The organism is Propionispora sp. 2/2-37 (assembly GCF_001298735.1).
GTDB lineage: Bacteria > Bacillota > Negativicutes > Propionisporales > Propionisporaceae > Propionispora.
Window position 1 is genome coordinate 80,042 of record NZ_CYSP01000012.1, and the last position, 14,519, is coordinate 94,560.

At 45.2% G+C, this 14,519-nt stretch carries 17 protein-coding genes; 3 read left to right on the forward strand and 14 right to left on the reverse strand.

Annotated elements, in window-relative coordinates:
* The first annotated feature begins 142 nt into the window (after positions 1–142).
* The 3 genes from P22_RS13700 to P22_RS13715 all read left to right on the forward strand — a co-directional run bounded on the left by P22_RS13700 (position 143) and on the right by P22_RS13715 (position 3,866).
* Positions 143–1,042, forward strand: a complete 900-nt coding sequence (locus tag P22_RS13700; RefSeq protein ID WP_054260816.1) for an epoxyqueuosine reductase — start codon at positions 143–145, stop codon at positions 1,040–1,042.
* A gap of 422 nt (positions 1,043–1,464) precedes the next feature.
* Entirely contained in the window at positions 1,465–2,616 is a 1,152-nt protein-coding gene (locus tag P22_RS13705; protein ID WP_054260817.1) for a glycerophosphodiester phosphodiesterase, read from the forward strand.
* A 185-nt stretch (positions 2,617–2,801) separates the two neighbouring features.
* On the forward strand, positions 2,802–3,866 hold the full coding sequence (locus P22_RS13715; RefSeq protein ID WP_054260819.1) for a hypothetical protein: 1,065 nt from the start codon (positions 2,802–2,804) through the stop codon (positions 3,864–3,866).
* 39 nt (positions 3,867–3,905) lie between these two features.
* Here the strand turns inward: P22_RS13715 and P22_RS13720 are convergent, their stop codons facing one another.
* The 14 genes from P22_RS13720 to P22_RS20585 all read right to left on the reverse strand — a co-directional run bounded on the left by P22_RS13720 (position 3,906) and on the right by P22_RS20585 (position 14,473).
* Positions 3,906–5,342, reverse strand: coding sequence for an amino acid permease (locus P22_RS13720; RefSeq protein ID WP_054260820.1), 1,437 nt, complete (start codon positions 5,340–5,342; stop codon positions 3,906–3,908).
* A 158-nt stretch (positions 5,343–5,500) separates the two neighbouring features.
* Positions 5,501–5,881: a nuclear transport factor 2 family protein gene (locus P22_RS13725; RefSeq protein WP_054260821.1), complete on the reverse strand. Its 381-nt coding sequence runs from the start codon at positions 5,879–5,881 to the stop codon at positions 5,501–5,503.
* A gap of 112 nt (positions 5,882–5,993) precedes the next feature.
* Complete coding sequence (locus P22_RS20575; protein WP_156318966.1) at positions 5,994–6,131, reverse strand: hypothetical protein; 138 nt, start codon at positions 6,129–6,131, stop codon at positions 5,994–5,996.
* 35 nt (positions 6,132–6,166) lie between these two features.
* Positions 6,167–6,490 (reverse strand): AzlD domain-containing protein, encoded by a 324-nt coding sequence (locus P22_RS13730; protein ID WP_054260822.1) that lies wholly within the window; start codon positions 6,488–6,490, stop codon positions 6,167–6,169.
* Positions 6,480–7,208, reverse strand: coding sequence for an AzlC family ABC transporter permease (locus P22_RS13735; protein WP_082378501.1), 729 nt, complete (start codon positions 7,206–7,208; stop codon positions 6,480–6,482). The genes P22_RS13730 and P22_RS13735 overlap by 11 nt, the downstream gene beginning before the upstream one ends.
* 147 nt (positions 7,209–7,355) lie before the next feature.
* Entirely contained in the window at positions 7,356–7,988 is a 633-nt protein-coding gene (locus tag P22_RS13740) for a beta/alpha barrel domain-containing protein (RefSeq protein WP_054260823.1), read from the reverse strand.
* Positions 7,989–8,000: 12 nt separating this feature from the next.
* On the reverse strand, positions 8,001–8,891 hold the full coding sequence (gene dapA, locus P22_RS13745) for a 4-hydroxy-tetrahydrodipicolinate synthase (protein ID WP_054260824.1): 891 nt from the start codon (positions 8,889–8,891) through the stop codon (positions 8,001–8,003).
* Positions 8,892–8,895: 4 nt separating this feature from the next.
* The gene (locus tag P22_RS13750; protein ID WP_156318967.1) at positions 8,896–9,510 is read right to left on the reverse strand and encodes an SIS domain-containing protein; all 615 of its coding nucleotides are present in this window, start codon (positions 9,508–9,510) and stop codon (positions 8,896–8,898) included.
* 54 nt (positions 9,511–9,564) lie between these two features.
* Positions 9,565–10,827, reverse strand: a complete 1,263-nt coding sequence (locus tag P22_RS13755) for a PTS ascorbate transporter subunit IIC (RefSeq protein ID WP_054260826.1) — start codon at positions 10,825–10,827, stop codon at positions 9,565–9,567.
* 171 nt (positions 10,828–10,998) lie between these two features.
* Positions 10,999–11,286, reverse strand: a complete 288-nt coding sequence (locus P22_RS13760) for a PTS sugar transporter subunit IIB (protein ID WP_054260827.1) — start codon at positions 11,284–11,286, stop codon at positions 10,999–11,001.
* Between the two features lie 5 nt (positions 11,287–11,291).
* The gene (locus P22_RS13765; protein WP_054260828.1) at positions 11,292–11,747 is read right to left on the reverse strand and encodes a PTS sugar transporter subunit IIA; all 456 of its coding nucleotides are present in this window, start codon (positions 11,745–11,747) and stop codon (positions 11,292–11,294) included.
* A gap of 20 nt (positions 11,748–11,767) precedes the next feature.
* Positions 11,768–13,717, reverse strand: coding sequence for a BglG family transcription antiterminator (locus P22_RS13770; RefSeq protein ID WP_235814655.1), 1,950 nt, complete (start codon positions 13,715–13,717; stop codon positions 11,768–11,770).
* A gap of 265 nt (positions 13,718–13,982) precedes the next feature.
* The gene (locus P22_RS20580) at positions 13,983–14,144 is read right to left on the reverse strand and encodes a hypothetical protein (protein WP_156318968.1); all 162 of its coding nucleotides are present in this window, start codon (positions 14,142–14,144) and stop codon (positions 13,983–13,985) included.
* A gap of 38 nt (positions 14,145–14,182) precedes the next feature.
* Positions 14,183–14,473, reverse strand: a complete 291-nt coding sequence (locus P22_RS20585; RefSeq protein ID WP_216598081.1) for a cupin domain-containing protein — start codon at positions 14,471–14,473, stop codon at positions 14,183–14,185.
* Positions 14,474–14,519 lie beyond the last annotated feature (46 nt).

Sequence of the window (14,519 nt, forward strand, 5' to 3'; positions counted from 1 at the left end):
CATAATTTAGCAGGAAATTCCTGCTGATAAGCTAAACTCCTTTAATAATGTTCGAGTTGCAAGATGCTAATTATCAGATCGATTCTCCCCGTTCTTAAAGTACTTTGGTGTAGTTACCTCTATTAAAAATAGCAAGGGGGTTATGAAAACGGAAAGTACCGAAGCGAAAATTAAGGCCAAGGCAAAAGCGTTAGGCTACGACTCCTGCGGGATCATTGCAGCCGTAAAATTCCATGAATTTTTGACTCAACTTGACACGCGAAGCAACCTGTTTCCGCATTCAGGCCGGTTTTACAACCGTTTAAGAAGATTAGTTGACCCGAAAGAAAATATCGATTGGGCACAATCCATTATTGTCTGCCTGCGACGGTATGATAAATACAGGATACCTGATGGCCTGGACCGTCTGATCGGCAGGACCTACCTGGTTGACGGCAGATTACCTTATGCTAAGGAACATGCCGGTTACGTTGCCTTTGAACAGTTCTTACAGGAGCTTGGGTTCCGGACAGCCCAGAATGTGGTACCGGCCCGCTGGTCAGCGGTTCGTGCCGGACTCGGAAAATTCCGTAACAACAACTTCGTGTATACGGATCACGGGTCCTGGAACTGGATTGACACTTGGGTTATCGACAAACCGCTGGACTACGAAACGCCTAACGATAGCACCCGCTATTCCTGTCCGGAAGGCTGCGCTAAGTGCGTTAAAGCCTGTCCCACTGATGCCTTGTCGGCACCGTTAACCATGGACGCGACTAACTGCATTGCCTACCTGTCGTTTACACCCGGTTTTTTTCCGCCGGAAAACGTACTGCCTAAAATGGGAACTTGGCTATATGGCTGTGATATCTGTCAAAACGTCTGCCCGGTAAACAGGAAAACCTGGCAGGGAAACAGCGGCTATTTTCCTGATCCCTTCCCTCTGCCGGATTTGCTCACTCTCGAAGCCGTATTTTCCATGGACGAGGCAACCTATCTGGAAAAAATCCAGCCCCGTTTTCTGGTATCTTGGCAAGCAGGATATAGCACACTGGAAATATAATGCCATACGGGCTATGGCTAATGAGAATTTACTGAAATACCAGACATATTTCCACCAGGCCCTTGCAGATCCCCACGATAACGTGCGACAGGTTGCCAAATGGGCATTAGATCAAATAAATAAACAGTAATATACAAGAATGTAAAGCGATTAGAATCGTAATTTACCCTTTTCAATCCATTGGTAAGCTGCAGGATCCGGGAGACGGCTTGCTCAAGAAATAATCATTGGCGGTGCTACCGTACCTTCCTTACCAAAAGATAAGGTAATTTCAGAATTGAAAAAAACGGTAGAAATATGATCTGATTTTTGTGATTATACATTTAATCTAATCATAATATGACGTTAACAAATCCCTTTATTTTCCAATATATAATAAAATCATTCCGAATTACATAGAATGACTTACAAGGGGGATTTGTATGAATAAGGCAGGGAGATTCTTGAAATGTTTTATCATGGCAGGTTTAACAACTACCCTATTGGTATCGGGGGCTACTATGAATGATATTCGCGTTACGTATGCCAAACCTCTTCCCCAAATCTTCGATCTGGAAGCACATCGCGGCGGACGGGACGCCCGCCCGGAAAACACGCTAATTTCCTTTGCCTATGCTATGGAATTAGGGGTAACCACTTTGGAAATGGATATGCAAATGACCAGGGACGGTCGAATTGTGATTAGCCACAATTCGTCTATGAACAAACATTTAGCCAAAGGTCCTGACGGGAAATACGTCGAATCCGGCAAATATGATATCCGGACCATGACACTGGCCCAGGTTAAGCAATTTGATCTGGGAACCATGAATCCGGCCGCCGGCGATTATTACGAAAGTCATGGTAAAACCCAAATAGCCGTCCCCGGAACCAAAATGCCCACACTGGAAGAAGTATTCGAGTTAGCAGCTGCCTATGGGAATGACAAGGTCATGTTTAATATTGAAACAAAATCCTATCCCGATCCCGCATTTGCCGAAGCGAAAAACAATCCGGCTCCCGCTGTGTTTGCCAAAAAGGTTTATGAAATTGTAAAAAAATATCACATGGAAAATCGAGTCATGGTTCAGTCTTTCGACTGGAGAACGCTGAAAGAAATAAATAAGTTAGACCCTAAGATCACCCTGGTAGCTTTGACCTGCGAGCAGCCATCCTGGGGCCGCGACAGCGTCTGCCGCCAGGTCGGCGAACCGGGAGCTTCCCCGTGGATGGCCGGTCTTGATATTGATGATTTCAAAGGCGATTATGTGAAAGCGGCCAAGGCCATTGGGGCCGATGTCGTATCTCCTTATTGGGAGGAACTGTCCAATGAATTAGTCAGCGAAGCCCATGAGCTGGGTATGAAAGTGGTGCCCTGGACGGTAAATAGTCCTGATAAAATGAACATGCTGATTGACATGGGCGTCGACGGCCTCATTACCGATAAACCCTGGATTCTTCGCGAGCTTCTTATTCAGAGAGGCATTCCCGTGGCGGAACCGACAATCAACAGCCACAGCCCCTATCACACCGATACCGGCATTGCTGCAGGAGAAGGCAAAAAACTACATAAAGGCGGAGATTCGGCGGAATAAATTGATCTGCAATGTAGTTCACCGCATGGTTAAAGGAAAACAGCAGTATGGTCCCGATATAGAGACCATGCTGCTGTTTTTATTTATTCTATTTTGTTTTGAGTTTTTTTATTTTAAAACGATAATTAAATATTCAAGGAGTATAATTATGAAAATATATAACTGCCGGAAAGGAGAGTAAGGATTTGCAAACTATAATCCAGATGATGAATTTGAAAGCTTCAACAATAAAGAATTTATTACATACCCTCATGGGATATTCTGAAATTGCACGCTGGAATTTCTCAAGGATCATCATGTCCATGACCGGTGATTACCGCTGGGAAGAATTAAACGACAACGGACGGGAACTACAAGACCAGTTGCGTAATGATTATCATTGCTTCATCAGCTTAGTACGTTTTTTAAGAAATGACCTGTCTAAATCTCAACAGGACATGCTGGAATCATCCGCCCAAAGAGTACTAAGTGTGATCAAACAAACCGGATTTCTCTTTAAAATGGACAAAGAAGACTATTTTAAAAACGCTGTATATGAGATAGACTTGCAAGCTAATTTAATCTCTGCAGCCTACCAGGTAACGGAGGATTACTGCTTGCTTATCCCTGATATGCAAACTTTAACGGACTGTCCAAAAATTGACTCATGGGAATTTAATGAGATAACTAAATTTAAAATCATCATATTATCCACAATATTAAAGGAAATTGATAAATCAAATACACAAAAAGCTCATGGCAACATCAAAACGGAAATTCTGCAATATGCCAAGCTGGGTAATATAATGGAAGGAATAAAAATTACTGATCACAGCATCGTTTATTTAGCTGACGGTACTCAAAAAAAATCGCCGGAAACACTGCCGTGGCTCGACTTAACTAATGATTATGATGCACTGATTGCCTCCTATTTCGAAATGGTACGGGCCCATCCACATTCGCAGGTAGCTTTGCTGACAGGCAATCCGCGCTTACAGGAACGGGCAGCCCTGGCTAACGCAATCCAAATTAAGCCTCCAATATATAAGCCTGCCAGTGAGCCGGATAATACGCCGCCAGTTCACGTAAAACCTAATGTCGAACCATCATCCATTCCATCGGAAAAGGTTAAATCAACGGATAAAAAGTCCGCTATTAAAAAATCCGGTGCGACACCGTTACCTAAGCCAAAGACGATTAAACCAAGGATTAGCCTCTCCTCGGCTAAACCAAAGGAAGGCAAAACAACGGCTCCGAAACCGAAACGATAATATCGGGTTGAGGCTTTACAGCTCAGGCTGCCATGCGAGTCAGGGCTCCGGTCCCTTGTGTTCATTGTCTTCCCCGGTTTTGGGCTGCAACTCTTCCGCCATTTCAAACTGCGGTCTCAACACCGCCGATGCTTGCATATTCTGCTGAGCCTTAGCCGTTTTACCAAGCCGGGTCCGGACAAAGAAAACTGCGGTATAGAGAGCCACCAGTATCAAACCTGCCAGCAGTCCGGCTCCTTGTCCGGGGACAAGCGGCATACTTACGATAACAGCGCCGCAACTCACAATAGCCAGCCAGGATGTATAGGGGTATCCGGGCAGCTGGCACTGTCCTGCCGGCGGACAGCCGCAGGCTTTGCGGAACTTATAGTGGGTGGCCAGGATAACGCTATAAGAAAATAGCAGCGAAAAACCGCCGGAGCTGATAAGAAAGAGGTATACCGTTTGAGGCAGCACAAACCCCAGGGTCATACCGGCAAGCATGCCTGCACCGGAAAATAAAATCCCGCGGCGAGGGATGTTTCCTTCATCCTTAATCCATAAGGGTGCATGCCCGTCGGTTGCCAGCGACCGGACCATCCGTCCAAGGCCAAACATGGCCGCAAGCATAGTCGATAGGATCGCAATGATCAGTACAACATTCATAACGGTTCCCGCCCAGGTCAGCCCCCATCTTGCCAAAGCAGCCACCAGGGGGCTTTCATTTTCTGACAGTGCCGTAGTGGGGATCAGCAGCAACAGGGATAGAAAAGCCAGCAGATACAATCCGACTAAAGCCCCGACGGTATAACGGATAGCCCGGGGGACCGTCCGCCTGGGGTTACTGCTCTCAGGTGCCGCCAAGCCGATGATTTCAAAACCGGCAAAGGTCAACACGACAATGAGCATACTGCCGGCCAGCCCGCCAAGCCCTGCCGGAAGCCAAGGTTCTGCTGCAAGAACGGATATTCCAATTGCAGGTACCCCTTGTACAAAACCTCCTATCAGGCTGAAAGCCAACAGGATAAAGCCGATAATGGAGAAAACTTTCACCACTGCCAAGCCGCTTTCCAGCTTGCTCAAGTGTTCAGCGCCAAGTAAGTTCAGTAAGGTGACGGTAATAATAATAGCTGATCCGGCAATGGCGATGGAAATCCCCGGCAGCCAGGTCTTTAGCAGGATGGCGGCAGCCGTCGCTTCGCTGGACATGGCCAGAACAAGGCCTGTCCAATACACCCAGCCTACTACGAAACCTACCCCCTCCCCATAAATTCTTTGAGCAAAAGTACGAAACGAACCCGGTGCCGGATCGGCTACGGTCATTTCCGATAGGGAAAACAAAATAATATAAACCAGTACCCCGGCTAATAGATAGGCAAGTACAATAGCCGGCCCCGCAGTTTTAACGGTTACGGCTGAACCTAGAAAAAAGGAACCGCCAAAAACTGTTCCCAGTGCCATCATGGTCAACTGCCATGCTGATAATCCCTTATCCATTTCATCCTCCCTGGTAGAACCCTATTATCTCTCATTCTATAAGCGTAGACATTGTACTTACTGCAACCCGTTCAATTTAGTATCTCCACTTTTCTAAAGGTTATTCAGGGACGGTTCTTTCGCTTCTCACCCATTAAGATATTGATGAACCAGTTCTGTTATTTAGTAAAAACCTCATAGGCAGGCCGGGTCATGCGATATTCATGAATTCTTTCCATTTTTCCTGCACGAAAAACAACCTTGCTGACTCCTCTTAAGTGATATGCTGTGCCTTTAACAGTACAGGCAAAATCCCATTCGTAAAAAGCACGGTTATCTTCATAGGTAAACGATAAAATCTCCCATTTATCCACCGTACTTTTTTCTGCAAGCCATTCATCCAACCACCTTTTTACATTTTTCTTACCCCTATAGGTCGGTCCGTGGGATTCGATAATAACACACTCGTCAGTAAGACAAGCCAATACGCTTTCTGCATCATTATTAACCCAAGCTTCATTATAAGCCAGTATTAGCTGATACGCTGTTTGACGCTCCACGGTTAACACCTTCTTCGTCTTTTAATGATTACCCTATGATCATCTTCCACCAACATATGATTATTACTTTATTTTCCATAAAATACACAAAACTCCTGCCAAATCCAGCAAATCAGGCAGGAGTTTCTTCCTTCAGCAGCAGATGCTTTTTTATCTGGTGGTTATCTCCCTGAGATAGATATGCCCGTATTCCCTGTAATGGGATATCCGCTTCCGGCAACTTTAGTATTGGCTCCGGAAAAATGGACATGGCGCAATCCTCCTTGGCTTTATTTCATTCTAACACTAAAATCCGCTCCAGCGCATAATAAACATGGCAGACATCCCCCATGCCATAGTCAGCAACGCATTGTTGGTCTTGAAAGCCACATAGGCTGCCAAAAGGCCCGCCATCAGATAATGATTTTGCCAGCTTATATCAATGACACCCCTAGGCAACAACAGGGCCGGCATAATTAAGGCCGTCAACACTGCGGTGGGTATATGTTTTAACCATCTTTCGAGCCATACGGGAATCCCGGTACGATGAAGTATGGCAAAAGCTCCGGCTCGGGTAAAGTAGGTTACTGCTGCCATAGCAAGAATAAGGATAACCATATCAGGCCGCATCGTTTTCACCTGCTTCCAGCAAACCTCCGACCAAACCCGCTACCAGACAGGCGATGATGATATACCATTTCCCAGGTAAAAATGCAGTGCCCAGTACGGCCGCAAGAGCCGAAACGCAAAATACCGAAAAACCCTTTCTATCGAGAATCCTTGGAACCAACAATGCCAGAAAAGTTACCGGCATAGCAAAATCCAGCCCCCACGCTAAGGGATCGGCAATATAACTACTTAATACCGCCCCGATGATCGTGGAGAACACCCAAAAACAATAAGCCGTAAGATTACTGCCTAGTTGATATCCTGGCTTATATCCATCCCGCTGTGACTTGGTAATGGTAATGGCGTACGTTTCGTCGACCAAACCGAAAGCCAGCAATGCCTGCAATGCAGCAGGCAGCTTATTGATATATGGCGCAAGCGATGCTCCCATCAGCAAATGCCGCAAATTAATTAACAGCGTGGTTAACGCAATCAATCCCGCATTCGTAACTCCCTGCGCCAGCATAGTGATACTAACAAACTGGGACGCCCCGGCAAAAACCAGCATAGACATGAGTACAACTTCCAGTGCGGTCAACCCTGCACTCAAGCCCATTATGCCACAGGCTATTCCAAAAGGTATTACGCCAAGCAATATGGGTATACTTTCGAGAATTCCCTGCATCACATCAGCCCACGCTAGGCTCTCCGGTTTATCAATATTCCATCCGTTCTCCATTTTCGCCACCTCATTTTGTTCCTTCCTACAATCTTAGCGAAAATAAAAAACAGCGTAAATATCCAATTTGCTGTCGACAATAATAAAATTGGATATTAATATCGTTTCCCCAGAATGGATATATCCAAATAGCTCATCAAAACCGTACTATTTTTTTCTCGTCTTATCAATTTGCATACGAATCTGTTTTGCATTTTCCATGATTTCTTCCTTAGTACCTTTCATCAGTAAACCACCAACACCAAGACATTCACAACCCGCACGTATCCATTCCGGAATATTAGCAACGGTAACTCCACCGCTTGCCAAAATCGGCATGTACGGTATCGGTGTCTTGAATATACTAATCAGCTTTGGCCCATAAAAATTAGAAATGGGAAAGGCTTTGATCATAGAAGCACCTGCTTCCAACGCTTTAACGGCTTCCGTAACGGAGGTGCATCCCGGCATATACGGAATCATATATCGATTACATACGCGCGCCACTTCCTTGCTAAAGTTTGGTGCAATCACAAATTTGGCGCCGGCAATAATGGCCAGGCGGGCTGTTTCTCCGTCCAATACCGTTCCTGCTCCGGCAATCAGTTTATCCCCGAATGTCTCGATTAAGGCACGAATTACGTCGCTGGCATTCGGCAGTGTATAACTGATCTCCATAACATCCACACCGCCAGCCAGACAGCCTTCCGCAATTTCAATCCCCCGCTCAACCGTCTCGGTTCTGACAATCGCCATCGCTCCTGTCGCTTCAATATGGTTCAATATACTGGGTTTTAACATGCCAATACCCCCTTATCCCGAATGCCGGAGCTGATAATATGCCAGCATTTTTTTAATTTTTTCATCAATTTCCGGTGTTGTTTTACTCACAGGATAACGTGCTGCCCCCACATCAATACCCGCCAAAGTCACAGCCCGCTTAATCATCGACGGAACTGTCCCCAGCTTTAAAACTGCCCGCAAGGCTTCGATTTCGCCCTGTTTTTTTTGCGCACTCTCCAAGTTTCCCTCCATAAAATAGCGGTAGATGGCAATATCAATATCCGCCAATAAGTTACTGGTGGCTGCAATGGCACCGGCCGCACCTGCTTGAAGCGCTTTCAGTATCAGTGAATCCGAGCCCGATAAAACGCTAAAATTCATTCCCCGGCTCAAATGAACATAAGCTTCCAGGTTGTGAATATCCCCGCTGCTATCCTTAATACCGATAATATTATCCACTTTGGCTAATTCCTGCACACTCTCCGGCTCTATATTAATCCCCGTATTCTTAGGAATGTTATAGAGCAGCACCGGTAAATTCACATTGGCAGCAATCCGTTTGTAATGCTCTACTAACTCGCTCTGTTTTATCGGCACCAAAAATGGAGTGATAACGGATAAAGCATCCACTCCTGTTGTTTCCATACGTTTAGATAATTCAACTACCTGCGTTGTACTGTTGCCGCCGGTCCCTGCATAAACAGGTACACGTTTGTCAACTGCTTTAACAACGACTTGAGCAAATTCCACCTTTTCATCATCGGTCATCACATGAAATTCTCCATTAGTTCCTAAAATGAAAATTCCATCTACACCCTTCAGGATGAGTTTATCTACCAGCTGCTTTGTTGCCTGCCGATTGATGCGTTGCTGTCCGTCAAACGGAGTCACCATCGCCGTAATCATGCCTTTTACCTTCATACTCTCACATTCCTTCGCATATTGACTTCCCAATGGCTCCGGCCGGATGCCATTTCACATATTGTTTCACATCCAAATTTTTTTCGTATTGCAGCAGCACACTCAAACATTGCAGCACAATGATTTCGGTTAAAATCGATGTACGCGGCGGCTTATTAAGCGCGTCGCCTTCCTGAGTCACGCCGGCAAACAAGGTCGCATCTCCCTGTCTTGCCAGCCAGGACTCTTTGTTGCCTGTTACGGCAATAATCTTAGCGCCGTTATTCTTCAATGCGTTTACGGTAACCCGCAGTTCATTTGTCTCACCGCTGTTACTGATGACAATAACCACATCCCCGGCAGCAACCTGTCCCGAAGATCCGTGAACCGCTTCCGTTCCATCCAATTCATACGCTGCCGTTCCCGTTGATGATAATAAAGCGGCGATATACCCTGCCACATGCCCAGGCTTTCCTATCCCTGTTACGTGAACGCGATTTTTATTTTTCTCAGCATCGATTATTAATTGTTTAACCGCTTCAATACTTTCTATATCCAGCCGCTTAATAAACGTGTCAACCTCATTCATAGAAATCATCACATACTTCTGCAGCGCTTCCTTACCGCTTCCAGTCATCATACCTACCCCCTTAAAACAACCTGCTTTCACGCGTATTTTTATATTGAACACAATTTAATGAAAACTACCCAGTATATTATTGAGGATCATCCCGACAATATTATAATCAACATTCGGGAAGGTTGACCCCAGCACTCCCATCTCGCCAAATAACGGATATAATACACAAGGAAGGAAAGCCAGCAATAACCCAACGACAAAGGAACCAAGCATGGCTCCTCTCCAGCCGCCATAGGCATTGCCAAAAACGCCTGCCGTACCGCCGGAGAAGAAGCAGATATGTGCAGCCGGAATAATGACAACCGGGAATTTAAAAACGACCATTGTGACGATGGCAATCAAACCTGCCGCATAAGAGCAAAGAAACCCGACGATGACCGCCGTCGGCGCGTAGGGGAATACGGTCGGCACATCCAAAGCCGGACGGGAGCCGGGGATAAATTTTTCCGAAATAGCAACAAATGCCGCCGTAATTTCACCTAAGAACATCCGCACACCTGTCATCAGAACCGACATTCCGGCTGTAAACCAAAGCGCCTGCAATGCCGGAAATACCAGCCAATGTGTCGATCCGGCCAATTTCGAAACAATCTGCGGACCTGCTGCCAAAGCCGAACTATAAAACAATAACAACATTACCACTGCGCAGCCCATCAAAAAGTCGCGGAAAAAGGACAGCCATGCCGGAAATTTAATATCTTCTGTAGTTTGATCACCCCATTTGGCAAAGAACAATTTGCCAATATAACCGGATAAAGCATAACCCAGCATGTTGAAATGGCCGATGGCCTGCTCATCATGGCCGGTCATCTTACGCATAAACGGCTGACAAAGCTGTGGTAAAAAAGCAGAGCAGAAGCCTAAAATAATACCGCCTGTCAGAATCGCAACAGTGTCACTAAAACCATAAAATTTTAAAATCAGACCCAATACACAGGCAAAAAACAAGCTATGCCCGCCAGTAAAAAAAACATTTTTAAATCTTGTAATGCGTGCAAACACAAGGTTCATAATGAATCCCGAAATCAAGATGGATGACGTTACAAAGCCATATGTACCTTGGGCCAGAGCGGTAGCCGCTTCCGGTGATGTAATGACACCCGAGATATGGAACCCCTTCTGAAACATTTCATTGAAATTTTTTAATGCTCCGGTCATCGTTCCGGCCCCAATACCAAAAATCAGAAAACCAATAGCTGTCTTAGCTGCTCCGGTAAATACCTCTGTTCCCGATTTTTTCTGCGCAAGCAATCCAATAAGAGCGACCAAACCCAGCATCATCGCCGGATTACTCAATAAACTAACGATAAAGTCCATGACTTCTGCCTCCCACATTATGAAAACTTTTTATTAACATACCTTTCTAATTTTATTTACCTTTTGTAAATTAGCAGCCTTCAAAAGCTGTTACACTTAACAAGCTTACTCCCAGGCCGGCATCCGGCTGTTACAAACCAATTTTCTTCTAGCACAGGTGTTCTTCCAGTCCTACCTGGCCTCGGCCAGAAAAGCATTCAATTTGGCCAGAATTTCCGCCTTGTTCATAATATTGTCAATACCAATGATTTTCTGTGGCAAATTCTTTGCTTCCAATTCTTTGGCAACATCGCTCAACGTAATGATGATTCCGCCGTTAAAGCCCACTATGGAATCAAGCGAGCCGTGCTCAATGGTAATCGGCAGTTTGTTTTCAGTGATCACCTGATTTAATTTAATCTTCAGCATCAGACTTGATCCTACGCCTGCCCGGCAGGCAACCAATCCTTTAAATGACATTTTCTTCACCCTTCTTTTTGTAAATTTTTAATATATTGAATGACCTCAAACGCTTCTGTCGTATGATCCAGCAATTCATAAAAATCTTTGCGCTCCAATAGCGCCATCAAATCTGCTAAAGCGCTGATATGACTGTCACTATCCCTGGCACTCAGGCAAAACAAATATTTGACCGGGTCGTTTTCCCTGTTCCCAAAGGCAACCGGCTGTTTAAGTGTCGCAATTCCGATGGCGCTTTTAAGTGCACCGGCCTCAGACCGTGCATGCGGCAGGGCAACATGTTTCGTGATGACAATATACGGTCCGCTTTCTTTAACCGTCTCTATGATCGCCTCAATGTAGGATGGTTTAATTTTTCCATTTTTTAGCAATACGCCTGCAGCTTTACGGATTGCATCTTCCCAGTCTTTTGCATCGATATTCAGGCAGACAAGTTCTTCGCTGGTTAAATCTTCTAACATCCTGTGTTTAGCTCCCTCTTCTAGTATTGTTCTAGTTTTTCCATCAACACTTCAAATTTTGGATTTTTAATCAACGTATGTATACCAAAGTCGCTGATAAAATGCCGGTATAATCTCTCAAAAACCGGTTCCCATGCCCGGCATTTACTTTTCGGAATACTCAGGAGAAACACAACCTGTACCTTTTCTTTATCCCAATGAATCGGCTTTTCCAGTACAGCCACAGCAATGACCGCTTCTTCGCCATGATTTTCCAGCGCATGGGGAATGGCAATCAAACTTCCCAGTTCCGTTGACGCCATCTTTTCTCTCACAAATACCGATTTTTTTCCGATTTGATCGATATATCCCTTTTTCAGCATCACATCCGTCAATTTTTCCAGGACGTCCATCCTGGTATTTGCTTTTAACTTTGGGAAAAATAAATCTTTGCGAAAAAAATGCTCATGATATTCTGCTCCTTTTCCCATAATGATTGTTTCTATTCTGCCAAGATCCTCTTTCGTCAAAATCGGCTCCACCTGGATAATCTTTTCTGACTGGATTCCCCGGATTGGAACGGTCGTAAAGATAAAATCAACATTGTTAACTGATTCTTCTGTTATTTCATAAAGCGGACTGACCTTCACAATCTGCAGCTGCCTGCCAAATTTTCTTTGCAATTTACTCTTCACAAACATCGCGGTGGAGAGACCGGTTCCGCAGGCGATGATTGCTGTCATCGCCGCCTTTGCATTACCCTTGTACCGTTCCATGGCTGCGCCGAAATGAATGGCCAGAAAACCCATTTCGTTTTCATTGGTTTGCAGTTTTTCCTGTTTTGCCAGTACTTCACTGGCAATCACCGCCATCTCAAAGGCCAACGGGTAATTTTTTTTAATAGGAGCCAGAATCTCATTGCGAATATTCATATTAAATTTTAAGCGGTTAACGGCCGCTCCTAAATGGATCATTAATCCGGAAATTAATTCTTCATCTTCCGACAAATCAATTCCAATATCCGCTTGAATTTTTGTCAAAATACTGTCAACCAGTATCCGGTATTCCCGTTTAACCTGCGTATCTTCTTCATGATCCAGTTTCTTGCTGGATATAAAATGTTGTGTCAAATAATAAACCTCATTGGTGATATTAATATGTAGCCGGTTCAAAATCACAGCTATCACTTCCTGCGCTACGGCAAAGTAGGCTGATTCTTCTAAATTGGTCATCTCTTCGCGGCTGTATTCTGTCGTATTTTTACTGTCTGCCCGTTTCAGCGTAATCATAAGGTGCACCAATAAATTCTTGAAAGCAATATCGGTCAGGGGGATATTGTATTTTTGAATAACCTCAAGCATAATTTGTTGTACTTTATTAATTTCCTCCAGTGAAAAGACATGGCGGTAAAACCCGTTTTGGGTCAAATCGACTAATTCGTTGCTGTTAAAAATATATTCCGACATACAATAACGGATTTGGGCTTCATCTCCTTTAATGCCAATACCCTTTATGCGGTCAGTTGTAATTTCCATACTGAACCGGCGCAAGCTTTTTTTGATGTCTTTCATGTATTTCTTTAATGTCGAAAGACTAATGAAGAGTTCATCAGCCAACTCCGACTCCGTGACGCCCCTCTGGTGTAAAGAGTTCAGCAGAATTTCCGCTATAATAAAGGAAATCCTGTCATTGTGATCAGAAGGAATGATAGGGTTCTTTAGCCAGACTTTCCCGCCTTCTCCACCCTGTACCTTTCTAAACGCCGCATAACGATCCTCATCATGGATTTTCATCATATACCCGACACCGGGTTCCGGCCGGATTTCCGCTCCCTGTCCCTTAAGCAGGGCATTGCACTCTTTAATATCATTGCGGATCGTTCTTGAACTCACACCAATTAAAGCCGCCATACTGGCACTATCAAGTACTTTTTTTTCCGTATCAAACAGTTCGAGTATTTTTAAAACCCTTTTGTTTTGAATCTCCAACACTTTACACCTCGCTTGCTACAAGTTCATTATATGGTCATCTCAGGATTTCACCTAGACATTTAACTTCCGCAGCCTGCGGAAGTATATATTAAGACCTGCAAATTTCCATGCCTGACCGCCTTTTTACAAATTTATTCGACAAAAAAAATGGAACTATTGCCTATATCGATGAAAATCGACTTGTTCAATAGTTCCATCTTTTATTCAGGAACAATAGCATGTCCCTGTTCTCTTTTTGTAAAACCAACTGCAACACCTGTCAGGATCAATAGCCCTCTGCTTTTTGCCAAATCCGCAGCAAATCAAGCTCCCCCCTAAGGTCGACCGCTTCCAAGCCTGCCGGTACTAAAACCGTGTCACCGGCCTGCACCGGAGTCCCCACTCCATTACCCGTCACCTGTCCCTTTCCCCGTAAAACGCAGTACACCAGAAAGCAGCCTTCCGGGTAGTCCCGTGTCCCTTGGGTTACCTGCCACGGCGCACTACGGCTTCCATTTTCCCGCCGGCAACCGCCTGTAAAAGTTCCTCCCGGCTGACCGCTGCGGCCAGTCCGTAGATGATTTCCGCTCCCGGCTCCGCCTGTACTACATACCAGGCTTCCGCACAGGCTTTGCCTAACATGCTTTCCGGCTGCTGTTCGATGCCTTCCTGCAGGGTTTTCCCGCGCCAGCTTCCGTTGCTGATGCGGCTCATCCCCTGTGGATGTACTGATTTCCCAGCTTTCCCCGACCTGCGGGGAGGGCAGTTTTCTGCCAAACAGCCTTGCCAGGGCCTGCCCTCCCCAGATCAGTTCTTTATAAAT